Consider the following 26735-nt stretch of genomic DNA (forward strand, 5'->3'; position numbering starts at 1 on the left):
ATAAAAAAATTATTTATTCAATAGAACATGATTGTGAAAAGCAATGTAAATTGCGAGATGATCCTCAAGGCGTCTTGGGTCTTTAGTCGTGCACCACGTTTTCCTGATAAGTCGATTGATGTTTGCTCGAAGCATCGCACAAGTGTGATTGAGTATAAAAAGAGGATCACGCCGAAGTTTTTTTAGCTCCCCTTGTCCGACGACTGAACCTCGACCACCTTTGTACTGAAAATAAGTTGCGTGTGGAAAAAATCTCTCAACAGCTGGAGCATACAAATTGTGTTCATCACTTTCAATCTTTGCAGCTTGATCTACAAATGGTGAAACTTTATTCAGCAAGTTATATAAATGTTCTTTATGAGTGCTTTTTCTCTTTCCATATTTACGTCTGGAAAGAGTCGCAAGATGTCCGAATGCTGGAATTTGAGAGACGGCAGTTCCCAGAATGAATCTTCTTTTTGCATCTACTGCGATTGTGATTGATAGTGGCTTTAGTTTCGTATGCTCGGTCGTTATAAGATCGTCAAACTGGAGGTGGACAGTTTTATCTGTACCAATCTTTCTTAAGAGATCTTCATGCATAACTCTGGATTTTTGAGCAAGATAGCGCAATTTTCTATCGACCGTCGTTCGATGGACGCGCAAAATTAGCGCTGACCTTCGCATCGAGACTCCTGAAGCAAGGATATTAAACAGTTCAATATTTACTCTTCTTTTCTTTTGTTTCCACTCAAGCGTGTGAGTTGATGCCGAGAATTTTCTTTGGCAACACTGACATTTAAATCTTTGAATTCTTCGAGAGTCATCTTTTCGAAAATAGTGCCCATCCTTTTTACAAAAGGTCATGGTTTGATAGTATGAGCATTCTAAATTAGGGCAGCCGCTAGTCATGCCAATGAGGATGCAAGAAAGAATGAAGTTCTAAAATTACAGATGCCTAAAATAATTGGAAAAATTAAAGAACAAATTCAAGAAATGAAGATTATTAATGAAAATAATAGATGTGCAAAGCCCCACTCTAGTGGGGCAGTTTTTAACCTTTTTTAAGTTTTCCCATTACTTTTTCTTTCACGATAAAGGGGTCATACGGTTTAATAATATAATCAGTGGCCCCTCCCATAATCGCTTTAATAATTGTCGATTTTTCGTTTTCAGTGCTCACAATAAAAATCGGAATTTTTTTATAACCTTCAACACCTCTTAGGTGTTTAAGCAAAGTCAGCCCATCCATTTCTGGCATATTAATATCTGAAAAAATAATTTCATAATAATTGCCGTTCAATGCTTCGGCCCTTAGATGATCCCAGGCCTGCTTACCATCTTCACACTGTTTCATATTTTGAAAACCCAGCTCAGTCAAAATACGAACCAGATCAGAGCGCATTGAAGGTAAATCATCAACAATAAGAATTTTGCTATCGAGTCCAAGTGCCATATAAGTTGCCTCTGAGAAATTTGATAAGGTTCTATATTATAAAATCATTCTAAGCGGAGTTTTAAAAATTATAAAGGAAAAAACTTTATCGTTGATAAGCATATTGATTTCATCATCTTAAGAAGGAGAAAAAGAGGCGATTATTAAGGCAAACTAAACATCAACAAATCAGGCATCCCAGTAGTTACTTTATAAGTTGGCACTAGTGCAGATAGGACGTTTTATTCGTTTCGGCCGGCAATGAAAAATGAAATGTTGAGCCCTTCCCCGGTTCACTTTCTGCCCATATTTTTCCATGATGAGTCTCCACTACAATTTTCGCGATAGCGAGCCCAAGCCCGGTGCCCTGACTAGCAGTATCCTTGACCTGCCAGTAACGATCAAATACATGCTCAAGCTGATCATGGCTCATTCCATATCCAGTGTCATGAATGGAGATAACGGCGTTCTCACTTTCATACTTCATCATAATATGAATTTGCCCACCATTTGGCGTGAATTTCAATGCATTCCCTACAATATTCGAGATCACCTGCTCGACTCGTCCCTGATCACAAACAATTGTCTTACCACAGTCATCAAGATCGGATGTAATTTGAATATCTTTTGATTGAGCAATAGGTCGGAATTGTTCGATAACTTCTTTCGTAAATTTCGCCAGGTCACATTCAACAGGTTCAAGCACTAATTTTCCGGCCTCTAATTTTGTATGATCAAGTAAATCAGAGATAAGCTTTTCCATTTTATCGACTGACCTAAAAATAATCGTCAGCCCTTTAGAAACTTCATAGTCTTCCGGGCAAGGACTTTTAGCAATCTTTTTTTCTACATACTGCAGCCCCAGACGGATAGAAGAAAGAGGATTTTTTAAGTCGTGAGAAACGGTATCGACTATCTCTTTCCTCGCATTTGAAATAAAGGCGTCTTTTTCTTCTGCTTTCTTTTTTTCTCTCACAACTTTAACAAAAAGAGCAGTGATCATGCCGGCAAAAGCAATACAGATGATTGAAGCGATGGCGAGAAAGAAGATAATTTTTCGAGAAAGTACAGCATCTTCCTTCTTGGCATCTTCAAAATCACGCATTTTTGTACTGACAAGAGTTTGCAGGAGCTCAGGTAAGCTTACATCCGTATGAAGAGTTTTAAGATTTTTAAAGTATTGATTAACTTTCTGAGGAGAGACGCCAGATCGACTCATAGCAATTCCTTTTAATCCTTCTTCATGCATATTTTTCTCAGCAAGAAAAATATCATCCAGCAATTTAACTTCCTGCGGATCATTGAGCATGCTTTTTAATTTTGCCAGAATAGCTGTGAAGTCTTTGCGATTGTTTTCAAATGAATTAAGAATTTCATCATCACCAGATAAAACATAAATAGGCATCGCCGCAAATTGCATAGAAATTTCATAGTGAAGTTTTTGAGCAAGAATCAATTCTTCTGCATGTCCGGAAACGAGTTGATTTTGTTCTTCTACAATTTTATTTAAGGAGATCATTGCAAAAACAATAAATCCTAACAGAAAGAAAAGCGTAAGAAATATGTTGATATATAATTTGCGGTAGAATCCATCCATTCTGCATAATCCCTGACATTTTATTTACTAAGAATAGGCCTCTTGATAATGAAGATCACTGCGCTCGGCGTATAATTTATTTATGAAGATTTCTGCACAAGTCTCTTGAACATTAACAAAGTAAACTCAGTGGGTAATGATAGATTTACCGACTGATTAAGGTTGTTATCCCCCCCACCTGGTCAAACTTTTCACTTAAAACCCGCTAAAGATAGTGAATTTTTTACACACCAGAATTCACTCTATAGAACTTTTGCTACTCTCCCCAAAAATCACATGGATCACTTATGAAAAACTTGTTTTTATTCCTCACTTTAATTCTATCAACTCAGTTGAAGGCCGAAACAAAACTTTCTGCCGAAATGGTGATTGATGACTTGCAATTCCAAAGACCAGTTAAAGGTGTGGGACGTGCCGGAACTCTAATTTTTAAAAGCGCCAATGTTAACAACAATGGAATTATTCTTAATTTAACAAACGTTAATAAATTCTTTGATTCACAAATTTTCTTACGTCCAACTTTCCTTGGATTTACAACTCAGTTTGGAAATTACGGTTTTACACTTGAAGAAAATAATATGCTGACGTCTATCCAGACAATGCAACTTCAAAACTCAAACTTCATCCTTGACGACAACCAGTTAAACCTTTCTGGCGAACACTTAAAATTCGTTAATGCTGATACAGATGTAATGCTGAAAAAGTTCAGACTTTATTGTCAAAGTTCAGTCAATGCAGATCTGGTTACAAGCTGCCTGAACTATCTAACGTTGAATGGTACCAACACTGCTGAAAACGTTTATGCGACACTAGACTACAAAGGTGTAAACCTTAAAACCGGTGACAAGACCGCACTTCTGGCGAAAGTTAAAACTGTCGACATCAGAAAAACGAATCTTTCAATGACCATGGCCAATCTAAAATCAGTAAGCAATGACTCTTACATCATCAGCGCTGATACAGTTAATTTAAAATGTGCCAAAGACCCGAGTCTTACAACTTTTGATACTGATAAATTAACAAAAGACTGTTTAAACAATTTAAAAATTGCCCCACTAAAAGCGAGCTTGGTTGATAACGTGGCCAAATCGACCTTCAATCTGGATGTAAAAGATATCGCGGTAGAAAAGAAAATTGTCTACCTTGCTTTAAACAGCGGAACTCTTTCTGATGCTGTCTCAACAACTTTTATCAGCGACATGTTACTTAACTGCAGAAAAGAAACAGATACAGACCTTCTGGAGTTAAACCAGGTTATTAAAGACTGTATCACTTACACTCGTATCAATATCGGTGAAGTGAAAAGTACTAAGCCAGATGACAATAAAGGAAGCTCGATAAAAAAGATCGCTGTGAACTCAGACGGCGGGAAGATGCTTATCCAGGCCGACGTTAAAATTATCGGATTTACTTCTAGAGTTTCAATCTACGCTATGGGTGCTTTTAACGATACGACGGGGAAGTTAACTCTTACAGTAACTGACACTAAACTCCCACTGGGATTTACATCAGTGAAATTACTAATGTACTTCCTTAAAAAGAATTTAATTTCTAAAGATGTGACTTACCAAAATAACAATATTATTATTTCCCTATAGAGGTATTTATGAAAAGTTTATTAATTGCTCTGTCTCTTGTCCCTACACTTTCTTTTGCAAGCATCTACAGCTGCTCTGGTGCTGGGTTTTCTATTGAATTAACTGGAGCTCCAGTTGAAATGAAAGTTGCTGGTAACGGCTTCAATTCTATGGCACAAAACGTTCGCGTTTCTCAAACGTTTGATACAGTTGTTACTGGAAATATTGCGGCACCTGCTGCAACTGTTAAATTAACAATCAAAGACGCAAGCTTTGGAAACCCTGGCGACAGATTCAATGCTGGTCTTCAGGTCTCATCAGCAGCTGGTGTACAGGATTATTCTGGTGTTGTTTGTATTAGAGGTAATGAGTAATTATTCAAAGAAAATTTAGATATGCCAGACGCAAGTCTGGCACTTCGAAATGAATACTACGCTTTTGCTTTCTGCATTCTCTTAGCTGATTTCGCTAAAATCTCGATATAAAAACTCGCAGCTTCTTCGCTTACTTCTTTATCAATCAATTTATTGATCTCAGAAACGTGAATAGTGGCAGCGCTTTCTTTATCTTTTCCGAATTTACAATCGAAGTCCCAGAAGTCTGAACCTTCTGCTACTGTCTTTCTTCTTTCTCTGGCGATGTATTTATTGATCTCGTGCTTTACAGCGTCTACCTGACGAGCTGGAGCTAATTTAGTGTCTGTAAGTTTGAACTCTTTTTTCATTGTCTATAATCCTTAGGTATTGCTTTCTTGATGATTAGCATAAAAAAGACCTCATCACAAGGAACTCGCTTTCAAATAGAAGTGATTTGGCCTCTAAAGGCCCTGCCTAAATGTTGGACAGGTGTCTTTTTTCTAGTGTTTTAGAGGGAGGGGCGGATAACTAACCCATAAGATTCACATTCATAAGATCTGGCCTCTTATTTGCGATAGATAGCTCATTATACTTTAAACGAGTGAGTCTTTATGAAATACCTAATGATGCTTCTTCTTTTACCCGTACTGGCACATGCCTCAGAAGGAGATGCCTTTAGCGCCCGTCTTTTTACCGACTATAAAGACATGGAGCCGCTACTTAATGATGAAGTCAACAGACGAATGTCCGAGGCCCTTGTTAAGGCCAATAAAAAGAAACACGCTTGTGCCCCTGAAGTGGCCATCAAAGCAATGGAAGGCGAATTCCTCCGTCCAGTGGTTGGTGTTTTCGAATTCTGGTCATCACACAATAGTGTCCTTCAAGGCCATTATATAAAAATTAGTAATTCAATTTATAAAGATTTAAAAATCTCTGAGAACTGGCCGGTCCAACTTGGAAAATTTGGAATGGCGACATTTTTTAATGTTAATGGAACACTGGTGGCCTCGGATAAATTTGGTCACTTCTTTGATGAAGGCCATACTTATTACGATATGGTTAACAGACAAGGTCTTCCAATGCAGGATGCGCTTAATAAAGGGATTTCCCTTGAAGAAGGTATTTATGGGTATGAGAGATCTGCTGTCTTCTCATATGGCGACTTAGTGGCCAACCGTAATGGGTATGAGTTCTGGAACAATTTATTAAATGAAAAAGACGGTGATAATTATATTGGTTGTGAAGATTCTAAATTTTATTTAAGAAAACAATTCAAATTCAGCAAGTATGTTGATGATGGTTGGGATGAAGCTATCAACTGTAGCAAGTACTCTAACAAATCTGTTGAAGACAGAGTCATGAAAGTTATTGCTGAACTTGAAAAATCATCAGGACAAAAATTAGCTTGTCCGGCCGAAAGAGAAAAATGTGCAGCGATCGTTAAAAAATATCAGTCAGAAAAAGAATATCTAATAAGTCCGATGTGCTACTGATGAACAAGGCGCACCAGCGCTTTGGCGGGAATTGAATCTCTATAAGCTTTTCGCTGATAAAACTCACTTATGATTTGATTATATCTTCCCGATTGTTTGAGAATATTTAATCCAGTATTAAATTTTTTCATCAGCTCTTCACTCTTTTTTAAATTCTTCGCCAGTACCAAATGGTATTTTGCTTGCTGAATAAGTCTAGTACTGTGAGTGAACAAGCTTGCTTTCTCTGAACCAAAGAGTTTATTAAGTAGAACATAACCAACTTCGACGTCACTTGCTACGGCCTGAACACGGTTGAGTAAAAGCATGTTAAAACTTTGATCGTCTGATGCCAGACGATCAACGTTAATAACTTTATTGGCCTCAGCTTCAAGAAATTCTTGTCCCATTCCGCCAAATCCACGAGTGGCCGCGATCCTGATGTCGTGGAGGTCAGTGTATTTTTGCCATTTGATTGGATGATTCTTTAAATGAAATAAAGCATACTGTCCTGTATAGACCGGCTCGCTATAAATATAGTACTGCTCTCTCTCACTGGTTTTTGCATAAGCAATTGTTCCATCCCATTCTCCAGTTCGAGACAACTGGAATACTCGTTGCCATGGGAAAAATCCAAGCTCAACCTCTATGTCCTGTGTCGCAAAAGCTTCAACCGTAATTTGAGCAAAGAGACCTTTGTTATCCAGATTCTCTGAAACATAAGGAACCCACTCACCTGTCGTCAGACGAATTTTTTCTTTGGCCGAAATGTTAAAACTTAGAGTTAAACAAATGAGCGCCGCAAGCATTGCTAATTTGAAAGTCCTCATCGGTTTTGCGATTTTTAGGATTTTCTGTTTCATGTTATTTAATGATCAATCTTTATTTACAAAAAAGAACCATAAGCTTACCTCAAGCTTTTGCAATTTTAGGAATTTCTGGGGGATATAAACAAGCAAAACGAAATGTTTAAGTTTACCAATGAAAATTGCTAAAAAATTGCCACATTTCTATGCGCTTTTTTTGAAGTCATACATATCAATCGCCTTACATTCTGAGCATTTTAATCTGTTATACTTTGCCCGCTCCTCCTATCCTTAGAAATCAGCTATAATAATTATAAGAATACTTTCGATATGGAGATCAATATGAGTATTTCCAGCACAGATAAAAATATTGAATTACCTAAATCACTCGTCACCGAGTGCATGGATTATCTGAATGGAAAATTAGTTTCTAATGAGTTGATGGCCCAAATTAAAAATTTAAAAGAACAAGACCCACAATTATCAAAAACTGAAATCATAGAATTGATTCTCGACTATCATGAACGCATAATGCGTGCTCAAAAAGAAAAAACTATAAAATCTAACTCATAACATGTTTGTATTACGTCGTTTGTCTACCTAACAATCAAATAATTTCACTTTCACTTCTTTGCTTAATTAGATATGTTCCTGCCTATGAAAACACTAATGACTTCTCTAGCTGTTCTCTTATCATTCACAACTTTTGCTTCAGACTCGACTGGTTGCCCGACGATGCATACAACATCTAAGGAAGTCACAACGGCCTTTGGTAACAACCTTGCGATCCAAGCACTCAACGCAGCTGGCCCGGATTGCTCATACGCAAAAGACTCACGCATCACTATTACGTATTCATGGTTTCAGAACTCGAGTGACACTCCTCATGTGGACTTCTGGACTCGAGTTAATAACAAAGGTGTTACAAGCGATCTTACAGTTTTTGCTTATGTTTCATGCAATGAGTTTAATAGCGGACCTTACTTTCAGAAAAACTACACTCGTTTTAAATGTATGGCCAAGGCCATGATTGGAACTGGTTATCAAGACAAGATGAACGTTGAAGTGGCCCCTTTGTTTGATGGACAATGGGATACGAGAGGATATTCACAAAATTATTATTTTCAATTTTAGATTCAATTATATTTTCACATAAAACATTAAGGTCTGATTTCTCAGGCCTTTTCTTTTGCTTTTCTACCTATTAACACTCAACTATTTTTGCTCTTAGTGTCTTGAAAACAATGCAAAATTAATTTTAATTGTTCATAAATGTTGACCCGCCACATTTAATTCGCCTAGAATTTATTAAACAAGGAATATGTATATGATAAAGACTCGCTTAAAAGTTTTAGTAATGGATAAGGACAAAAAATTTTTAGAAATTGCTGAGGAGAAACTTTCAGAAAGAGGTTTCAAAGTTATCAAGACATCTACAGCGGCAGACACTATTGAGATTTTAAAGGCCATTTGCATCGACTCAATAATGATTTTGAATAAAGATGAAGAGAGAATTATACATGACTTTGTGAAGACTTTAAAAAAGCAACCTACTTTCCTAGACCTTGCCCTGCCAGCTCTAGATTCTTATCAATCATTGAACTAGAATAAAATTTCAGATATCAGAGTAATCAAAAAAACACGTTGACGCGAATTAAGTAGTTCGTACAAACATGAAAGGGATACATACTAAATGATTATTTATTTCAGTGCTGCGTTTGCCTTAAAGAGTTTATCCACAGTAGTGTCAAACGCTTCAGCAATTCTATGAATAGTGTAAAGATTAGGCGAATAGATTCCACTTTCTAATTTTTGAACAAACCTTTCTGAAAAGCCAAACTCAATCATATCTGACTGTCTTAACTTTTTCTTCATTCTCGCTTCTTTTATATTCTCTGCCATATGAGCAAGAAGCTTATTATAATTTTTTTCGGTGTTTCGCATACATAATTGTAGAGTTACTACAACCTTTTTAACCCGATACAAATAAGTCGTGTCACGAGAGAACCTTCAAAAAGCGAAGTCATTCGCTATTTTATTCAATAGTTTTCTCTCTCTAATACACAATTTTCCTTATGAAAATTGGATCATTCCGTGTCTGCAGTTGTACAATTTAATAGAAGAGGTACACATGAAAAAATTATTATTCATACAATCTGACGATACCCTATCAACTAAAGTCTCTAAAGATTTCTCTCCTTTTTTACTTATGGACTATATGGGCCCCATGGATCTGAAGCAGAAAAAAAAGAATCTGCAGAAAGAAGAACATGTTTTAAGTGGATTAGAACTAGTCACCATCGTTTATTCTTCCGATATTGAAAAACGTAACCTTGAAGACGATATGAAAGTGCTAACAAAAGGTGATATTAAATGGATGTCTGGAGATTCAGGACTTATTCATAAAGACAATAATTCCTTAACTCTCGATGCACAGGAAATTGTGCAACTTTGGATTAACCTTCCTAACAAAGGCCCGATTCATCCCAGGTCACAAGAAATAAAAGCAGATCAAATCCCTTTAATTCAACTTCAAGATAATGCAGGAAAGATTCGAGTGCTGGCCGGAGAGTATCAAGGCCTTCTCGGGCCAACTGAAACCCTGTCTCCTATGAACTTATGGGATATGCGTTTGAATGCCGGCCATACCATCGAGTTTAAAGTGCCTGAAGGGCATACGGCGGCCTTATTTGTTCTTAGTGGAGGAATTATTCTGAGTGATGGAAATGAAGTCAATGAAGCGGAGTTAGGCATTCTGGAACGTCAGGGCGATACATTTTCCTTAACCACAAAAGAGCACACAAAAATTCTTTTTCTAGGTGGAGAGCCTGTTAATGAACCGGTGATTGGTTTTGCTCCCTTTGAAATGCAGTCTCCTGAAGAGATATTATCAAAGTTAAAAAAATACTCTTCAATTGATGTCATCGTTAAGGTGTAAAGGTTTTTTAAATAACTCATCAATAGGTGTTTTCAAGGCACATGCAATTCTATGCATGGTATAGAGATTGGGTGAATAGTTCCCGCTTTCTAATTTTTGAATAAATCTTTCTGAAAATCCAAAATCAATCATGTCAGATTGTCTCAATCTGTTTCTTAATCTCGCAGCTTTAATATTTTCTGCCAGACATATAAGTAAACTGCTGTATTTTGAATCGGTTTCATGCATATATTTATTATAAAGCATCTTCGTTGAAATTACTCCCCGTACGCTTTAGTTCGGGTGCGTAGTGACAGTTTAAAACGATATAAATAATCTTTAATTCCTGATGAGTTTAGTTAAAGCTCTAGGTTTAAATTGATTAGCTTAACGAAGTATCAAAATAAAAAAGATCAACTGGACTCAACGTTATTATTGTTTATGAAAATCAGTCAATAACCAGAGGCGCTTATAAAGAAATTATTATTTACTCAAACAAACGAATTCCATAGTGATTCAGATATACATTCACCTTTTCTTCTTATGGATTATAAAGGGCCAATAAGTATTACGAGTGATACTAAAAAACTCAATATAAAAAAGTTGGATATAATAACTGTCGTCTATTCCAGCGACTTAGATTTAGAAGATGTCAATTCTAAGCGTGATAAAAATGGTCTTACGAAAAAAGATATTGAATGGATGAGGAGTGATTGTGGTGTACTACAAGACGGAGAGTATGTTTCAAAAGAAATCTCTAAAACTTTTCAATTGTGGTTATGTCTACCTGATAACATCGATCCGCTAAAATATAATAATCTGACAAAAATGCCAGTACCTCTCATTCAGCTTCCAAAAAATGCAGGAAAGGCCAGAATTATCGCTGGGGCCTACGGCAAAGAAAAAGGGCCCATCGAGGCCGAGTCATTAGAGTGTTGGGACATGCGCTTAAATCCCAAGCGCACTGTTGAGCTTAAAGTTATAAAAAATCAAAATGCCGCGCTATTTGTAATTAGTGGTGAGATCGTTTTAAGCGACGGAAATCAACTTGGGCCTGCAGAACTTGGCATCTTAGACTACGAAGGCAGTTTTCTCTCTATTACTGCTATCACACATACTAAAGTTGTATTTCTTAGCGGCCCCAATATCAATGAACCCATTATTGGATATGGTAAATTTGAATTAGAATCTGTCGAAAAAATTCGTTATAATTAAAAAAGGCCCGGAATTCTCCGGGCCTCTTATAGATCATATTTTTATAATGCTTATTTTGCGACTGCTTTACCTAATTTAGGTGAGAACACTCCCGACTTAGAAGTATCAGGCTTTGGAAGAGTGCTATTGTTAACCGCAGGGTTTGTTATAGCTACAGGTTTAAGGTTCTCATCAATAACTCGCTTACTATCTGCGATTTGCTTATCATTTAATTGAGCAATCCCTACTGAGTGAACCACAACAGATCCTTCATCATCCAGACATGTTTTAATTGATTGGATATTAATGTACTGAGTACCGAATCCATCATATGTAAGGAAGTAATCACCATCACAATTTAGTCTGCTTAAGTCTGATTCAAGAACTTTGTCAAAAAGCTCTTTCACTTCTTTTGATCCAGGAGCAAGTTTAATAACAACTCGTGGACTATCGTGAACGAATCTCATCTCCATTTTTCCAGAGACTGGCATATATTTTCTTAATTCAAGGATGTTTGGTTTTTGTGCCATTGCATTGAATTCTGCAGAAGCAAGAGTTGGAAGAGCAAGAAGAACTAATAAAAGTTTTTTCATAAATACCTCATCATTCGTTTATTGAATATGAGAGGGTAATTGCAGGTGTGATGCCAAGATTTTTTTGTTTAAATTCATGGGATTGAAAAAGATGGCCGTCTAACTATTCGACATATAAAAAATATATGTCAAAAGATCAGACATTTTGGGCATTAAAAGGCCACCCGAAGGTGGCCTTAATTCTTATTAATCGTTTCTTTCTACGCCACCAAGTCTGCTTACTTCTTTAACTTTTAAGTTATCGCAATCAAAGTCACCACTGAATACGACTTTAACCTTTTGGTCCTTAGGACGGTAAGCATTTCCATCGCGATCGATTTTAATCTTAACCACTGAAATGAACGTCTGGTCGTATGAGCCTGGAGTTGTATTCTTAAAAGAGACAGCTGAAACTGTATCATCTTTTAGAACAGTAAACCCTACTTGCTCCTTAGTATCGGCCACATCAAAGTACTGCTTTGAGATTCTTGATGCCTTCTCTACGCATCCTTCTCCTGATTCATCAGTAAGGTTGTTGCTGTTAGCGAATACAGATGTCGTTACGAGAAAAGTTACAAGCATTAAAATTGTCTTCATGGTTATTCCCCTAAAATACTCAGTTTTTTAATAACCCCTTTCTATAAAAAAATGCCTCAGTACGCATCTCTCAAGTTTTTACACATTCTACCGATAGGAGATACATGAATGAGACCTTGGGTGAATGTCTTCAGCAAGTTAGAAAGAAACTGGGATTTTTAAGTGCCCGCTCGTTTTATATCGACCTCTCAAAAAGATTAGAACTAGGTTTTAATTACTCTTATTACATGAAAATTGAGTCTGATCAATTGATGCCTTCTGAGAAAGTGATCTCTCAGCTAGCTAGCCTCCTTCCTGGGGCCGATGGCGATCTTGTAGTTGCCACTTACTGCAAGGCCTTGTTTCCTCAGCAAATGAAGCGTTTACTGAGCGCTACAAAAGAAGAAGTCAAAGAAGTTCCAGTCCCAAAAAAGAAAGTCAGCAAAAAAGACAATAACCCGACGACTCACATCCGCTCTTACCAGATGGAGCTTACTGAAAAACAAGTGTCCATCGTCGCATCGGCCAAGACTCATTACTTCTTATTTCTCATCCTGACTTTATCAAGACGTGGGATTGCAAAAAAAGAACTAACCAATTATAAATTTGATAAAGTAGAGAAGGCCCTTGAAGCTCTGGTCGAAGGTAAACTCATATATCAAGAAGATGATTTATACTTTCCATCATTTCCAGAATTTCTATTCCCTAAAGCTGAAACGACAGCGCTTAAGAATCTTTATGAAAAGATTAATTCTTATGACCTGAAAAAAAATGAGCAATTTGGATTAACAAAAGTGAAGCGCTCATCTTTCTTTAAACGTATCTCACCTAGGCAAGCTGAAATTATTCTTATGCATCTAGATTTGCTGTTTCAAACCATAAGAACGGCAGACGACATGGATGTTTCATATAATACGGAAGTGCTCTCTTTAGATCTCACTTATTACCGTGGGAAAGTTATAGGATAACGACTGTTTAGACTTTATCGCAGCGTCTCAATTAAAAATTGTTTTATGCTTAAATAGACGCCTCAAACATCTTATTTTAGGATACTCCCATACCCGGGAGGCACTATGAAATCAACTCACCTATTATTTTCATTTCTCATTTTATCACTTTTATCTTCTTGCTCGCAGTTCAACACAGATGCTCAAGCAAAAAATGCCAAAATAAAGGCCAAAGTAAAATCAGAAAGCCCTGTGGATTTGAATGCGAAGTCAGCACCTATGAATGGTTATAACTATTATAATCTTCCAGGAGCACCGACGATGGAAAAGAAACAGCAAACTTCAAAAAATGTTAAGCCAGCAAAAAAAGCGGCAGTTAAGAAATAAAAAAGGCCGCTCACTACGCGGCCTTTTTTTTTATTTTAATTATTTTTCATCAGCAACGTCAGTTATATCCTGGTCTGCTACTCACCTTCTATAAAAATGATCTTATTCATTTCCTCGAATACAAACAGTCCCTGCATAATTTTTCACACCAGCAGCTGATGAAACCTGAAAAGCGGCGTTGAAGCGGTCTCCTGGATTACCAAAGCTGGCATCTCTAATGGTTAATTTAACTGTCGCTGCCGGACTTATAATATTACCGGCCACAACTGTATTAAATGTTTGTGAAACGCTAACATCTTTTGCCATCGCATTCACACCATTCCCAGTCACTTTCATTTCGACAGGATTTCCTGTTAACTCAACTGAATAACCTGCGCCACTGCAGCTATAAATGCTGGCAAATGACAATGTGGGAACAAGAGACAAAACGAGAATAAGTTTTTTCATAAGGACCTCTATAAAGAAATAATAATGTTGTTATTTTCGTAAGTCACACCTTTGGAAATGATATTTTGTTTCAGAAAATACATTAGCATTTTCACTGAAGTCATTCCTAAAGGAAGCTTTGTCTCTGTTACATTTAAAACCAATTGTTTTTTAGCTTCATTCAAAGTCGCATTAGCAGTAAGAGAAACTCTATTCATAAATCCAAGAATATTGACGTCGGCCTGAATCACCATTTTATTGCTATTAGAGCTCACTACGATTTTTTTTACTGAACTCGCCTGTCCGCCATCTGGTTTTGTACTCTTTACTTCTGCAAGAGAAATACGTGAATACGAAAGGCAGTCTTTAAGGACCTGATTAAGTTCTAAGAAATTAGTATCTACTTCTTTACGGCAGCTAAGGGCCATATTAGTGAGATATGTTGTTGATGCTGGATCTGATAAGGTCCCACTGTTTAAAGTAAAGTTAGCTATTTTGTCTTTAACATTGATATCTTTAATATCCAGGTTGAAATTTGACTTAGCTACTTTATCAGCAATGCTTGCTTTAAGCGGAGAAACTTTCAACTGGTTCGAACAGTCTTTTGCCATCTTGTTAAGATCAAAACTTGTTAGCTCCGAATCTTTCGCACAAGTCATTATAAGATTGTCTGCATTGATTGTATAAGAATCATTGCTCACTGACTTAGGCGTTGTTAAATTCATTGCCAGTGACATTTTTCTTATATCAAAAGACTTCACCTTTGCCTGGACATTCATTTTATCGCCAGTCTTTAAATCGACACCTTTATATTCAAGATCAGAATAGATATTTCCAGGTGTACTGGTTCCATTGAGAGTTAGATAATTGAGACAATTATTGATCATACTTGAAGGTGGCACACTTCCATCCTCCAACGCTTCCAGTGCTGTATTCTGACAATACAGTCTAAAATTCTTCAACTGCATATCTGCATCAGTATTCACAAATCTAAAAAGTTCTCCCGAAAGGTTCATTTGATTGTCATCAAGAATAAGATTTGAATTATGGATTTGCATCGTCTGGACAGAAGTCAGAATATTATTTTCTTCAAGAGTTAATCCAAAGTCTCCAAACTGAGTTGTGAATCCTAAGAATGTAGGGCGCAAAAATATTTGTGAATCAAATATTTTATTTACATTGCTTAGATTAACTACCATCCCACCGCCATTAACTTTGGCACTTTTAAAAATGAGAGTTCCCGCTGCTCCCACGCCTTGATCTGGTTTTTGGAATTGCAAATCATCAATAGTTACATCAGCGGAAAGATTATTTTGGGCCATTACATTTGAGGAAACAACGAGACTCAACACTAGAAATAGTTTTTTCATTTCATTCCTTCTTAAATTTTCTTTAAGATTAAATTTTTCTCTATTGGCCTAATATTAACATGTAAAAGAATTTATATAATATTCAGATGGATTATTTTCACTTGAGAAAAATATTACTCTCGGCAATTTAAATTGGGATTATAGAATTTGATTTAGAAAGGCACTCGTTTACGTTAGGTATTATTTAATAATTTGTTCAAGATCATTTTTAAATTTATCATTACCAACTTGAAACCATCCACCATGACCTGGAAAAATCCAATCGACATTCAAATTAATCAACTTGTGAATGGACTGAACCTGCTCTGACCATGAATACCAGTTTACACTTTTTGAAGCATAGATCTTTGAAGCTTCGTAGTCATAAAACAAATGATCTCCAGTAAAAAGAAACTGGTTTTTATAATAGAGAACCATATGTCCACGAGTGTGGCCGGGAGTCGGAATAATTTTAATTTCAGGGCCAAGTTCAAAACTCTCTTCTCCATCCAAAATCAGTTCACATGCTTTCGTGTCTTCCTGTAAATCCTTCTTATGAATGATCCTGATGCAGTTGAAATGTTCATGAAATTTCTTATGATCGGCCACATCATCTTGATGTGAAAGAAACATCCATTTCACACCTCCAAGTTTTTCAATTTCATTAGCGAGATGAGAATTAAAGCGAGGAGAATCTATTAAAATATTTCCCTCTGGTGTTTTTATCAAATAAGCTGTTGCCCCATATGAGTCCGCTGAGGTGTGGCCGCAAAAGTAAATTGCGTCCGTGATGTGTCTTGGCAGGGTAAGAGGAGCAGTTTTAAATTCATGTGGCGGATGTTGCACACCAATTGAAGTTGTTGGGCAAGATAATATGGCCTCTTTTGCTTGAGTCCACTCGCTTAATCCTTCAGGCTGGCGGTTGACCACAGAGAGGTTATTTTGTTCATGGAAAAGGTCGGGAGCGATATGGAAACAGGTCCCGCAATCAATGCAGGTTGTATCCACAAAAAGTGGGCCGGGAGAGTTGTTCTTATTGTGTAAATCATAGCGGGCCATCTCTAACTCCTTATCAAAATACTACATCTACTAGTCCAGAAGCTCAAATTTTGCAGTTACGGGACCATTACTCATAAATATATTCATATCAGTATCAATTTTCCCAAGCTTAATTAATCCGTTTGAAAAACTAAAATCTTTATAAAATAAAGCGAGGTTTCCCCAAGGTGCATAATAAGTAATATCTCCGACTAACGGTTCGCTGCCAGATGGCGCATCTTTTACCGAAAGTTTTTGGGGAAGATCACTAATTTTCTCAGTCGATGCATAATCCCTTAACTCTAAAGTTAAAGGCATTAATGACATAAAATCTCTACTTGTTGGATTGTCATACATCGTAGCTGTAGTCATTTTGTTGCCGATAATAATTCTTATTTTCATATTTCTTCCTTTTTCCCTAGCAAATAAATTTGTACTAAAAATAAAAACAAAAACTAACAAGTATATCATTTTCATACGTGAATACTTAACTGTTCATTACCTCTATTTTGATACTTCGGTGTCTTAATAAATAAAAGAACGACGATCGCTGAAAAAATCCAGGTTATTGAACTTAGCGAAAAAACACCCGCTGGCCCTGATACGTCAAAAATAGCTCCCCCCAACATTGCGCCTATCCCAGCAGAAAACTGAACTGCAGCTACATATAGGCCGCCAGCTGTCTCAGTATTTTCTGGAGCTGTCTTCGCAATCCACGTAGACCAAGAAACTGGTATTGGTGCAAATACCGCTCCTAACACTACAATTAGCAATACTGTTGGAACAAGAATTTTTCCAGAAAAAAACAATCCAATAGAACAAATGGCCAACACGATAGATGGTAAAAAAAGAGTTAAACGAAGATTTTTTTTCACCATCCCTGTCGCAAAGAGGGTTCCTATAAAATAAGACAAATCAAATGCTAGAAATACCACAGAGATACTATTTCCCTCTAATCCCGTTTTCTGTTCAAGAAAAGGACGCAGATATGTGATAGAGGCAAATCGACCACAAAATGCTAATGTTATGGCAAAAAGTCCAGGAGTGAAACTTGGTATTTTTAAAACATCTAAAATTGTTCTCAGCTTAACTTCTCCTTTAGGTTTTAAAGAAGGCAAACTTATAAACAGCCAAATGAATCCTATCACTCCAACTGCAGCTGCAAAAAGAAACACATTTCTCCATCCGATTATATTTCCCAAGTAACTTCCAAGAGGTGCTGCTAAGACTGCAGAAAAGGAAGCTCCACCAAAAATAATTGAGAGTGCCTTAGGAACACTTTCAGTAGGGACTAATCTAATTGCAATGGCCGTGGCCATTGACCAAAATCCACCAAGCGCAATCCCGAGCAAGACTCTTCCAAAAAGTAAAAAAGGTAAGTTGGGAGTTAGCGCTGCTATACCGCTTGAAATTATCAGCAGTGCCGATAATAATAAAAGAACATCTTTGCGATTATATTTCCTAGTAAGATAGGCAATTGAAAGACTCGAAAGAACCGCAAAAACAGAAGTTGCAGTTACAGATTGTCCGGCCATCCCTTCCGTGATTCCTAGATCGGATGCCATTGGAGTCAAGACTCCTGCAGGAAGAAATTCTGCAATCATAAGCCCAGACACTCCAAGTGTCAGGGCCCAAATACCACTCCAATGAGCTTTATCGCTTTTTTCAAATGAAGTTTTCATATTATTCTCAATTATAAATTTTTCTTGAAGAAACTTGTTAATTTATCAAATGGAATCAGGTTCACTCTGTCATAAAGGTCTACGTGACCTGCACCAGGAACAATGACTAATTCTTTCGGCTCCCCTGCTAATTTGTAGGCTTCATCGCTAAACTCTCTGGAGTGAGCAACCTCACCTGCTACGAACAGCATCGGACGAGGAGAAATTGTTTCAATATCGTTGAATGGATAAAAATTCATGAACTTAGTATTACTTGAAAGTGTAGGATGTGTTGTTAGTTTAGGTGATGATCCCTTAGGAGTGAACTCACCTCTCTTCGTTCTATAGAAGTCATAAAACTCACGTTCAATAGGGTGTGAGTTTTCAGTAATCTCATGTACTGTTCCGCTAGTGTATTTCGTTTCTCCACCTCTAAATTCAACTGAGCGTTGTTCTGCTGCTTCTTTAATGATTTCTTTTCTTTTTTCTAGAGACAGACCATGCTTAAGACCATTTCGGTTCGCTGCTCCCATATCATACATGCTGACAGTAGCAATTGCTTTCATGCGTGGATCAATCTTGGCCGCACTGATAGCAAAACTTCCGCTGCCGCAAATTCCAAGCACACCTATGCGATTACTATCAACAACTTTTTGAGTTCCTAAAAAATCTACAGCTGCATTAAAGCTCTCTGAGTACATATCCGGTGAAACAGCATTGCGAGTTTTCCCCTCACTTTCTCCCCAAAATGATAAATCTATCGACAGAGTAACAAATCCTTGTTCTGCCATTTTAGTAGCATAAAGATTTGCACTTTGTTCCTTTACGGCACCCATAGGATGCCCAACAACAATTGCGGCATTTTTAGAACTTTCTTTTAAATTTTTTGGTATAAAAAGATTACCTGCAACTTTCATGTTATATTGATTTTTAAATGTAACCTTTTTTACAGTCACTTCATTACTCTTATAAAAATTATTAGCTCCATTAGACAAATCTTGGGCCATAGCTATTGAATTAGTCATTGTTGTAACTCCTATCATTGCGGCAATTAAGCCAAGCTTTTTTAATTTACTCATATTGAACTCCTTAAATTGTGAAAATTACTACGTCCTAATCTTTATCAATAATACGCTGGATAATTGTTTCCATAAATGGCACTATGGTTAATGAACTATTAACCTGAGGTTACTAATGGATAAAGATCAATTAGATGGATTATTAGCTTTAAAGTTAGTTGCAGAAAAAAGAAGTTTTACTGCTGCTGCTGAAGAATTAAGAGTTTCTTCTCCTGCAATAAGTAAGATGATTACTCAACTTGAAAAAAAAATGAGAATTACTCTTCTCACTCGAACAACCAGAGCAGTAAGCTTAACCGAAGCTGGAAAAAGATTTTTAGATCAGGCCGGGCCTGCAATCGAACAAATTATAATTGCTCAAGAAGATGCACAAAGTTTTGCAAAAAAACCTTCGGGGGTTTTAAGGCTTAATATGCCTGGAACTTTTTACTCAGGATATCTCTTCCCATACATTAATAGTTTTGCAGAAAAATATCCTGATATAACAATTGACATTTATTCTGCGGATCAGGTCTCAGATATTTTTGAAGCTGGATTTGATGCTGGGGTCAGGCACTCTGATATCTTAGCAAAAGATATGGTTGCTTTAAAACTCTTCGGACCAATACGATTTGTTACAGTCGCTTCACCAAAATATTTAGATAAAGTTGGTCGCCCGAAACATCCGAAAGATTTATTAACCCATAACTGTATACGACACAGGTTTGGGAATGGAGCAAACATTTATGATAAATGGGAATTCCAAAATAAGGGAAAAGAGTTTGAAGTACGAGTAAATGGATCATTAATATTTAATGATTCGTTACTAATTGTAAAAGCTGCCTTAGAGGGGGCCGGTTTAATGTATACAACATTTGATTTGGTAAAAGAGCATATTCAAGATGGTAAATTAGAAATTGTATTAAACTCTTTCCAGGTCACAAGTGAAGGTTATTATCTTTATTATCCAAAGTTATCTCAGGTTTCTCCAAAACTGAGGGCCTTTATTAATCACTTCAAAGGAATGAAGAATCAATCATAAAAATAGAACACTTAGGAGTAAGAAGCTTTTTTGTCGGATATTAGAGTGATGCATCTACATCAATTACACTTTTCTCTTTAATTAACCGATACTTCTGAATGAATCGAATTCTTCCCTACACACTTTATCCGCTTACCCTGATAGCTGCAGCTCTCGCCTATCTGCTGACCTTCCAACTTACACATTTGCATCTTCTCGCCCTCTATTCTGGTGTCTCTCTTTCGGCCATTATTATTTTTACTGCTGAAAAATTCTTTCCACTCCACCATGAATGGATTCCAACGAAAGAAGACCTGATAACCGACGTCTTTTTTTACTCAGTCATCGTTCAGGTTGCCTTTCCTTTTGCTCTTTATTTTGCTGGTATTAATATACTTAACTTTTTAGGCTTCAAAGAAGGAATCATCCTTGATCTGTGGCCCCATCACTTTTCTAAAATTACACAATTTTTTATTCTCGCCATCTCTGGTGAATTTTTTCAATACTGGTGGCATCGTCTCTGCCATACATATAAATTTTTATGGCCCATCCATGCTCCTCATCATTTCCAGAAAAAACTTTATTCGTGGAACACCTCACGTTTTCATTTTTTTGATAAATTTGTAGAGTTCTTTTTCACTATCTTTATTTTTCTGTCGCTTGGTTTAAGTGTCGAAATTCTTTCTTACTATTATCTTTTCTATGCAATCACTGGTTACGTTCAACACTCAAATTTGGACATCAAGCTTGGATGGATGGATTATATAATTGCTTCAGGTGAAACACACCGCTTTCATCACGACTCAAATTTAAGTGCCAGCAAGTGTAATTACGCCAATAATTTTGTATTATTCGATTTACTCTTCAAGACTTTTAAAAGAATTCCTGGCGAAAAAAATCCAATTGTCGGCATGAACTCAAAAAACACACCAATAGGTGTTATTGAAGAAACTCAATATCCTATCTCACATTTCAAAGACGAGTTTTTTCAACTTATTTTGAAAAACATTATGGAATCTGTGGCCGGAGAAAAAGTAAAAGAACTGCAAAGGGCAACGAGCGATCCCAAGACATTTCAAAACGCCCGCCTCTTTGAAATTTTACAAAAGAATCAAGAGACAATCTTTGGGATTGAACACGATTTTAAAAATATTAAAACCGTTGAACACTTTAAAAAGAATGTGCCTATTAGAGATTACGAAGAACACCGTCACTATATTGAAATGATCTTTAAAGGTGAGACGAAGGCCCTAAGCGCTCTTTCCCCTCATTATTTTACTAAAACCAGCGGTACTACGGGAAAACCCAAATACATTCCTATCAATATGGAAATCCAGAAAGCGTATATCGCCTCACAACAGATCTTATCTCATTCTTTATTCAAAAAAGACTCTAAATATCTTAGTGGTGAGATTTTTTCAGTCGTAGGAAATGAGTGCGAAGAAATCCTATACGATAAATGGCCATGTGGTTCTATGTCAGGAAAACTTTATTCCCTGGCCCATAAATCGATTAAAGCTAAGCATGTCTTTCAAAAAGACATTGCGACACTTAACGACTCAGAAAAAATGTACTTCTATCTTGCGGCCCTGGCGCTCCTATCTCCCAATACGACATTTTACGTTTCTCCGAATCCATCGACTTTGCTCAAAATATTTGAAGTGATCAACTCTAAACGCCCAGAGCTTTTAAAACTGATTCAAGATGGAAATGATCCGATCGTAAAAAAGCACTCACGCAAGTTTGACCATGCAATTGAATTGCTCAACTTACAAAAAGATCTTAAAGTCACTGATGTCTGGCCTAACCTCCACATCCTTGCTCTTTGGATGCAAGGAAGTTGTTCTTATCTCATCCCACGAGTAAAAAACCTTATTGGGCCCAAGACTCAATTGGCAGAATTAGGATTTTTATGTAGTGAGTTTTACGGGACACTTCCCGTCGATTCCGATACCAATAAACAAGTACCAACATTACTGGATAATTATTTTGAATTTATTGAAAAAAATGATTACGAATCTGGAAATCGCGAGACCTTGGGACTTAATGAATTAAAATTAGGGTATGAGTATTATATCGTTGTCACAACAATTGGCTGTTTCTATCGCTACTTCATCAATGACATCATTAAAGTGACGGGATTCTATAACCAAACTCCCACAATCGTTTTTTCTCAAAAAGGAAAAGGGATTACCAACATTACCGGAGAGAAAATCTCAGAGAAACAACTTGTTTCTTTTTTTGAGGAATTAAACTCTCAGGAACAGAGGATTAAGTTCTTCATCTGCCTAGCTGATCAAGTTAATCAAAGCTATACTCTTTATCTTGAATCCGATTCCAATCTTTCAATCGAAAAACTAGAAAAGGATCTGGATCAGCATTTAAAGAATGTGAATATTGAGTACGCAAGTAAAGTTTCGACTCAAAGACTTCAACCAATCAAAATTCATCTACTAGAACCAGGAACATCAGAACTCTACCGAACTCATTGTATAAAAAAGGGACAAAGTGAAGTGCAATTTAAATTTTTGTACTTACAGTACTTATCTAATGTCGATTTCCCTTTTAAGAGTCATAGTAAAAAATGAAAAGAATAATCACTCACCAATCTATTCAGATACCTTTTAAAGCTAAGTTTGCTCATCATTCTGCGACAAGAGAATCGACTGAGACAATCGTAGTTGAAATAAAAAATCAAGAAGGACTCATTGGATATGGTGAGTCTTGTCCGCGCTCTTATGTCACCGGAGAAACAATAGAAAGTGCTCAGACTTTTATTAAACAAATGACTCCACTGATAGAAAATACTCACACACTCCCCGAATTAAAATCGTTACAAGAAAAAATCAACTTAGAAATTGATAAAAATCCAAGCGCCTGGTGTGCATTAGAAATGGCAATGCTTGATTTGCTGGCCCAAGAAAGGGATCAGTCAGTTGAAGTATTATTGGGCGTGAAATCCGCTCCAGTAGATATTTCCTACACCGCAGTCGTTGGCATAAGTTCATACTTCGGCGTTTTGATAAAATTGTTAATCTATAAACTCCTAGGATTTTCTGATTTCAAAATTAAACTCAGTGGAAAGATCACAGACGATTTAAAGGTTTTGAAGCTTATTACACTTTTCTCTAAGGCCATACGTGTGGATGCTAATAATCTCTTTAAGACAGGAAAAGAGGCCATTGATTACTTACAACCATTACGCCCCTACATCTGGGCCATTGAAGAACCTGTGAGTCCAAACGCTTTCACTGAAATGAAAGACATTGCTGACACACTAAAAATCAAAATCATTCTGGATGAGAGTTTTTTAAATTATTCGTCTTTAGAAAAAATAAAAGAAAGACCTGATATCTTTATACCCAACTTGAGAATTTCAAAATTAGGCGGAGTCTTACGAACACTAAACCTAATCGCCGCTTTAGAAGAACATAACTTCCAATGGATTCTAGGCTCTCACGTCGGAGAGATGAGTTTACTCACTCGCGCTTCACTCTTAATCTCAGGAAGTGCACCAAAAAATCTAAAAGCACTTGAGGGAGGATTTAGCACTCACCTTTTAAGTTATGATCCGTTTTTCCCAAATTTAAAATTAGGAAGGGGCGCTACTATTAAAAGAGAATCTTTTTTGAATAAATATGGCTGGGGCATGAGGAAACAATGAAAAAAATTTTAGTCGGACTAATCGCCTGTATCCCTTTTATTGTGGCCATGAGTCTATACGATATTAATCTTTTGCTAGAATCAAAAGTGATTATCATTTTCCTTATTGGGATTGTGGCCTCTTATTATCAGGCCGATTATAATCCGCTAAAAGGAAATAATAACGACCTGGATAAAGGAACAGTCTTACAGATTATCTGGACAGTTTATCTCACTGAAGCGCTGGCCTTACTCGAAGCTTTTTTCTTAAACCGAGAAAATGCATTTCATTATGATGCCGCTTCAATCGTTTTTTTGAGTATTGCTGTTTTTGGAGTCGTGTTTAGAAGCTGGGCCTATATCACCTTAGGCAAATTTTTCACCATGCATCTTCAGACAAAGGACGATCAAACTCTTATTGAAAATGGACCTTACCGCTTTTTGCGCCACCCTAGTTATACCGGCGCGTTTCTAACATACACAGCTATTCCACTTTTCTTAGGATCTTATAAATCTGCTGTCATCGCTGTCATTTTACTTTTGTTTGCTTTCTACAGACGAATTACTCTTGAAGAGAAAATGCTAGAGGCACATCTCGGAGAAAAATACCGCACGTTCTGTTCAAAGAGAGCGCGTCTTATTCCATTTATTTGGTAGAAGATAATAGGTCTTCAGCATCAGTTACTTGAAACTCGAGAGGAATATCTCTAAGTAGTGTATATAAACTTTTGCACGGCCCGATATTGATAAAACGAGTCACTCCATGCTCTTTATAAAGAGTGGTAATCGCTTTTTCGAAATGGATCGTTCTAATAATTGTTTCTAAAAACTCTTCCTTAATTTCTTCAGGATCCACTAGCATCTTACAGCTTAATGTCGAGAAGATGGGAACTTGTGGAACCATCGTTTTAACATTCATAAACTCCTCTCTCGAAGCGTCTACGTAAGGTTTGATATAACGAGAGTGAGCTGGGTAATCGATGATAGGCATGATTCGCCATCCTCTCTCCTTTGCTCTTTCACGGACATTTTCCAGAGAACTAAATAAAGCACCGACATTTAAAAATCGTGAAGTCAAAACAGAAACGTCGACGCCTTGATTTTCAAACCATTCAAAATCATCGCTATTGAAAGGTTTCTGAAGTGTCGTCGCCACTCCAATGTTTCCACCTAATTTATCAATCCCATCAATTTTGTGAGTGAATTTCACGTGCGAGACAACTGCTACTTCAAAATCATAAGCGCCAGAAGAAACGGTGCGGGCGATATCCCCGAGAGAAACACCAACCATCCAGTCTGGATTAGGAAAGTGCTCACGTAAATGATCGACAACCCCTACTTGAATAGAAGAAATAACAACGGCAGCAAGGCTGATGTTATCAATGCGGTAGATTTCATCTGTATTTGTTTTAACCATGCCCATTAAGTCAGTCTTCATTCCAAGGTCACGCAGAAGCGCTCCTTCGGCCTGTTGCAGACGTTTTATGACATGAGGTAACTCAAGATATCTCTCACGATCTTTTTGGCGTAAAAGGCCATTAAGCCCGGGAAAAACGAAGGCCGTTTTCATATTAAACCATTTTGTGAAATTTCTAAATTTAACTCGGCCCATAGTGCGGCCTCTAAGCTCGCTCCTACAGCATTTGATTCTCCACTTGGATGATCTTCCAGGATGCGGAAATAAGCATGGTGTAGAGGAACATTGTTAGTGTTATAAATCATTCTTTTATAATGATCATCAAAACGGTGTTGAATAAGCGACTCTGAAACTCCAGTTTCTTTCGCTTTCAAAATATACTTATTCAGAGTCTTAGTCAGAGTTTTTTCTAGTTCACGAAACTTTGGTTCATTTCTTAAAGAAGTTCGCTGAAGCGTGTTCGCCTCTTTTAAATGCTGGGCCCTATCAGCGCAAAAATGATCTTCACCACAACTCAAAGCATAGTTCCATGCAACTTCTAATTGACTATTTTGTGTAAGCTTAAATTCAAATTCTGAATTTAATTCTGGTTCATAAAGATTCATAATCTGACGAAGGGCCAGGTTCATGCGCTTTAACATCATCAAACACAATTCTTCTTCCAAACGATAAAGTTTTGTAAGTGACATACGCTCGCTTGGATCAAGCTCTGCATACATACTTTTACCTAATTCAATATGCCCGTTCTCGTCCGCTATAATTCCCGGAAGTCCGGCCTTAACTTTAGGCAAATTAGTCATTGAAAAATAGAGACTATAAACCCTAAAAGGAAAACGCTCAATAGTTTGAGCACCGTGAACGTAGGCCGCGTGTCTATGATTCACTTCACGAAGCAAAGTGCTATTAAAAAATCCAAGGATAAATCCTTCTGAGATTTTTCTCCACTCTTCTTCAATAATGTAATATTTGGATTCTGGATAAATTGTTACAGGACGCATCTCCTGTAAAAGCTTCGCATGTCTTTGTTCATCTTTAACATGTTCAATAATATTTCTTAACGATGCGGACGGAGTGGCCTCAGTGATATTGTTTAAAATATATTTTGCAGCGATATCTTCAAGCATCGCCATATTGCCGAGCCAGATTGATTCAAGATAAATGTCGTTGGTTACAAGCTCTAAAAGAGGCGTTACTTCCTTTTTGAAATTGGCCAATCTGTGTCTTAAGTTCACTCTCAATCCTCTCAATATTAATGATCTCCTATCATTACATATCTCTGGAAATTGAAGGCGGCCATTGTAAAAACTA

Annotated in this window: 31 protein-coding genes; 14 read left to right on the plus strand and 17 right to left on the minus strand. The window is 36.9% G+C overall.

The window, feature by feature from the left end:
* Positions 1-9: 9 nt before the first annotated feature.
* From SHI21_RS19275 to SHI21_RS19285, 3 genes are all read right to left on the minus strand, one after another.
* Complete coding sequence (locus SHI21_RS19275) at positions 10-666, minus strand: hypothetical protein (RefSeq protein WP_323578761.1); 657 nt, start codon at positions 664-666, stop codon at positions 10-12.
* Positions 667-1033: 367 nt separating this feature from the next.
* The gene (locus SHI21_RS19280) at positions 1034-1435 is read right to left on the minus strand and encodes a response regulator (RefSeq protein WP_323578762.1); all 402 of its coding nucleotides are present in this window, start codon (positions 1433-1435) and stop codon (positions 1034-1036) included.
* A gap of 202 nt (positions 1436-1637) precedes the next feature.
* The gene (locus SHI21_RS19285; RefSeq protein WP_323578764.1) at positions 1638-2933 is read right to left on the minus strand and encodes a sensor histidine kinase; all 1296 of its coding nucleotides are present in this window, start codon (positions 2931-2933) and stop codon (positions 1638-1640) included.
* Positions 2934-3298: 365 nt separating this feature from the next.
* Between SHI21_RS19285 and SHI21_RS19290 the strand changes: the two genes are divergently transcribed.
* Both SHI21_RS19290 and SHI21_RS19295 read left to right on the plus strand, forming a co-directional pair.
* Positions 3299-4609 carry a hypothetical protein gene (locus SHI21_RS19290; protein WP_323578766.1) on the plus strand — a complete coding sequence of 437 codons (1311 nt, stop codon included), beginning with the start codon at positions 3299-3301 and terminating at the stop codon, positions 4607-4609.
* 8 nt (positions 4610-4617) lie between these two features.
* The gene (locus tag SHI21_RS19295) at positions 4618-4962 is read left to right on the plus strand and encodes a hypothetical protein (RefSeq protein ID WP_323578768.1); all 345 of its coding nucleotides are present in this window, start codon (positions 4618-4620) and stop codon (positions 4960-4962) included.
* A gap of 56 nt (positions 4963-5018) precedes the next feature.
* On the opposite strand, the gene SHI21_RS19300 is transcribed toward SHI21_RS19295, so the two are convergent.
* The gene (locus SHI21_RS19300; RefSeq protein WP_323578770.1) at positions 5019-5312 is read right to left on the minus strand and encodes a DUF6172 family protein; all 294 of its coding nucleotides are present in this window, start codon (positions 5310-5312) and stop codon (positions 5019-5021) included.
* A gap of 243 nt (positions 5313-5555) precedes the next feature.
* On the opposite strand from SHI21_RS19300, the gene SHI21_RS19305 reads away from it, so the two are divergent.
* The gene (locus SHI21_RS19305; protein WP_323578772.1) at positions 5556-6437 is read left to right on the plus strand and encodes a hypothetical protein; all 882 of its coding nucleotides are present in this window, start codon (positions 5556-5558) and stop codon (positions 6435-6437) included.
* Here SHI21_RS19305 and SHI21_RS19310 read toward each other — a convergent pair.
* Complete coding sequence (locus SHI21_RS19310; RefSeq protein WP_323578773.1) at positions 6431-7279, minus strand: substrate-binding periplasmic protein; 849 nt, start codon at positions 7277-7279, stop codon at positions 6431-6433. The genes SHI21_RS19305 and SHI21_RS19310 overlap by 7 nt on opposite strands.
* 285 nt (positions 7280-7564) lie before the next feature.
* Between SHI21_RS19310 and SHI21_RS19315 the strand changes: the two genes are divergently transcribed.
* The 3 genes from SHI21_RS19315 to SHI21_RS19325 all read left to right on the plus strand — a co-directional run bounded on the left by SHI21_RS19315 (position 7565) and on the right by SHI21_RS19325 (position 8828).
* Entirely contained in the window at positions 7565-7795 is a 231-nt protein-coding gene (locus SHI21_RS19315) for a hypothetical protein (RefSeq protein ID WP_323578775.1), read from the plus strand.
* 84 nt (positions 7796-7879) lie between these two features.
* Complete coding sequence (locus SHI21_RS19320; protein WP_323578777.1) at positions 7880-8356, plus strand: hypothetical protein; 477 nt, start codon at positions 7880-7882, stop codon at positions 8354-8356.
* A gap of 193 nt (positions 8357-8549) precedes the next feature.
* A complete protein-coding gene (locus SHI21_RS19325; protein WP_323578779.1) occupies positions 8550-8828 on the plus strand; it encodes a hypothetical protein in 279 nt (92 codons plus the stop codon).
* Positions 8829-8923: 95 nt separating this feature from the next.
* Here the strand turns inward: SHI21_RS19325 and SHI21_RS19330 are convergent, their stop codons facing one another.
* Positions 8924-9166: a helix-turn-helix domain-containing protein gene (locus SHI21_RS19330; RefSeq protein WP_323578780.1), complete on the minus strand. Its 243-nt coding sequence runs from the start codon at positions 9164-9166 to the stop codon at positions 8924-8926.
* A gap of 187 nt (positions 9167-9353) precedes the next feature.
* Here SHI21_RS19330 and SHI21_RS19335 point away from each other — a divergent pair, with 187 nt between their 5' ends.
* Positions 9354-10160: a pirin family protein gene (locus SHI21_RS19335; protein WP_323578781.1), complete on the plus strand. Its 807-nt coding sequence runs from the start codon at positions 9354-9356 to the stop codon at positions 10158-10160.
* Here the strand turns inward: SHI21_RS19335 and SHI21_RS19340 are convergent.
* On the minus strand, positions 10134-10388 hold the full coding sequence (locus SHI21_RS19340) for a helix-turn-helix transcriptional regulator (RefSeq protein WP_323578783.1): 255 nt from the start codon (positions 10386-10388) through the stop codon (positions 10134-10136). The two genes, SHI21_RS19335 and SHI21_RS19340, sit on opposite strands and share 27 nt — an antisense overlap.
* 354 nt (positions 10389-10742) lie before the next feature.
* Between SHI21_RS19340 and SHI21_RS19345 the strand changes: the two genes are divergently transcribed.
* A complete protein-coding gene (locus SHI21_RS19345; protein WP_323578784.1) occupies positions 10743-11354 on the plus strand; it encodes a pirin-like C-terminal cupin domain-containing protein in 612 nt (203 codons plus the stop codon).
* Between the two features lie 50 nt (positions 11355-11404).
* On the opposite strand, the gene SHI21_RS19350 is transcribed toward SHI21_RS19345, so the two are convergent.
* Together SHI21_RS19350 and SHI21_RS19355 are read right to left on the minus strand one after the other, a co-directional pair.
* Positions 11405-11926, minus strand: coding sequence for a hypothetical protein (locus SHI21_RS19350; RefSeq protein ID WP_323578786.1), 522 nt, complete (start codon positions 11924-11926; stop codon positions 11405-11407).
* 186 nt (positions 11927-12112) lie between these two features.
* Positions 12113-12502 (minus strand): hypothetical protein, encoded by a 390-nt coding sequence (locus SHI21_RS19355; protein WP_323578788.1) that lies wholly within the window; start codon positions 12500-12502, stop codon positions 12113-12115.
* Positions 12503-12606: 104 nt separating this feature from the next.
* Here SHI21_RS19355 and SHI21_RS19360 point away from each other — a divergent pair, with 104 nt between their 5' ends.
* Together SHI21_RS19360 and SHI21_RS19365 are read left to right on the plus strand one after the other, a co-directional pair.
* Positions 12607-13449, plus strand: a complete 843-nt coding sequence (locus tag SHI21_RS19360; protein ID WP_323578789.1) for a helix-turn-helix domain-containing protein — start codon at positions 12607-12609, stop codon at positions 13447-13449.
* A gap of 105 nt (positions 13450-13554) precedes the next feature.
* Positions 13555-13815 carry a hypothetical protein gene (locus SHI21_RS19365; protein ID WP_323578790.1) on the plus strand — a complete coding sequence of 87 codons (261 nt, stop codon included), beginning with the start codon at positions 13555-13557 and terminating at the stop codon, positions 13813-13815.
* Positions 13816-13917: 102 nt separating this feature from the next.
* Here SHI21_RS19365 and SHI21_RS19370 read toward each other — a convergent pair whose 3' ends face one another.
* The 6 genes from SHI21_RS19370 to SHI21_RS19395 form a co-directional block, all read right to left on the minus strand.
* Complete coding sequence (locus SHI21_RS19370) at positions 13918-14262, minus strand: hypothetical protein (protein ID WP_323578792.1); 345 nt, start codon at positions 14260-14262, stop codon at positions 13918-13920.
* Positions 14263-14270: 8 nt separating this feature from the next.
* Complete coding sequence (locus SHI21_RS19375; protein ID WP_323578794.1) at positions 14271-15611, minus strand: hypothetical protein; 1341 nt, start codon at positions 15609-15611, stop codon at positions 14271-14273.
* Between the two features lie 180 nt (positions 15612-15791).
* Positions 15792-16649, minus strand: a complete 858-nt coding sequence (locus SHI21_RS19380) for an MBL fold metallo-hydrolase (protein WP_323578795.1) — start codon at positions 16647-16649, stop codon at positions 15792-15794.
* Positions 16650-16679: 30 nt separating this feature from the next.
* On the minus strand, positions 16680-17030 hold the full coding sequence (locus tag SHI21_RS19385; protein ID WP_323578796.1) for a cyclophilin-like fold protein: 351 nt from the start codon (positions 17028-17030) through the stop codon (positions 16680-16682).
* 71 nt (positions 17031-17101) lie between these two features.
* Entirely contained in the window at positions 17102-18310 is a 1209-nt protein-coding gene (locus SHI21_RS19390) for an MFS transporter (protein WP_323578797.1), read from the minus strand.
* An 11-nt stretch (positions 18311-18321) separates the two neighbouring features.
* Positions 18322-19332 (minus strand): alpha/beta hydrolase, encoded by a 1011-nt coding sequence (locus SHI21_RS19395; RefSeq protein ID WP_410198837.1) that lies wholly within the window; start codon positions 19330-19332, stop codon positions 18322-18324.
* Positions 19333-19483: 151 nt separating this feature from the next.
* Here SHI21_RS19395 and SHI21_RS19400 point away from each other — a divergent pair, with 151 nt between their 5' ends.
* From SHI21_RS19400 to SHI21_RS19415, 4 genes are all read left to right on the plus strand, one after another.
* On the plus strand, positions 19484-20389 hold the full coding sequence (locus SHI21_RS19400; protein WP_323578800.1) for a LysR family transcriptional regulator: 906 nt from the start codon (positions 19484-19486) through the stop codon (positions 20387-20389).
* A gap of 98 nt (positions 20390-20487) precedes the next feature.
* Entirely contained in the window at positions 20488-22956 is a 2469-nt protein-coding gene (locus tag SHI21_RS19405) for a GH3 family domain-containing protein (RefSeq protein WP_323578801.1), read from the plus strand.
* Positions 22953-24032 carry an enolase C-terminal domain-like protein gene (locus tag SHI21_RS19410; protein ID WP_323578802.1) on the plus strand — a complete coding sequence of 360 codons (1080 nt, stop codon included), beginning with the start codon at positions 22953-22955 and terminating at the stop codon, positions 24030-24032. The genes SHI21_RS19405 and SHI21_RS19410 overlap by 4 nt, the downstream gene beginning before the upstream one ends.
* The gene (locus tag SHI21_RS19415; protein ID WP_323578804.1) at positions 24029-24667 is read left to right on the plus strand and encodes a methyltransferase family protein; all 639 of its coding nucleotides are present in this window, start codon (positions 24029-24031) and stop codon (positions 24665-24667) included. Before SHI21_RS19410 ends, SHI21_RS19415 begins: the two co-directional genes overlap by 4 nt.
* Here SHI21_RS19415 and SHI21_RS19420 read toward each other — a convergent pair.
* Both SHI21_RS19420 and SHI21_RS19425 read right to left on the minus strand, forming a co-directional pair.
* On the minus strand, positions 24657-25580 hold the full coding sequence (locus SHI21_RS19420; RefSeq protein WP_323578806.1) for an acyltransferase domain-containing protein: 924 nt from the start codon (positions 25578-25580) through the stop codon (positions 24657-24659). The two genes, SHI21_RS19415 and SHI21_RS19420, sit on opposite strands and share 11 nt — an antisense overlap.
* Positions 25577-26659: a hypothetical protein gene (locus SHI21_RS19425; RefSeq protein WP_323578807.1), complete on the minus strand. Its 1083-nt coding sequence runs from the start codon at positions 26657-26659 to the stop codon at positions 25577-25579. Before SHI21_RS19425 ends, SHI21_RS19420 begins: the two co-directional genes overlap by 4 nt.
* Between the last annotated feature and the right edge of the window lie 76 nt (positions 26660-26735).

The sequence above is a fragment of the Bacteriovorax sp. PP10 genome (assembly GCF_035013165.1).
Classification (GTDB): domain Bacteria; phylum Bdellovibrionota; class Bacteriovoracia; order Bacteriovoracales; family Bacteriovoracaceae; genus Bacteriovorax; species Bacteriovorax antarcticus.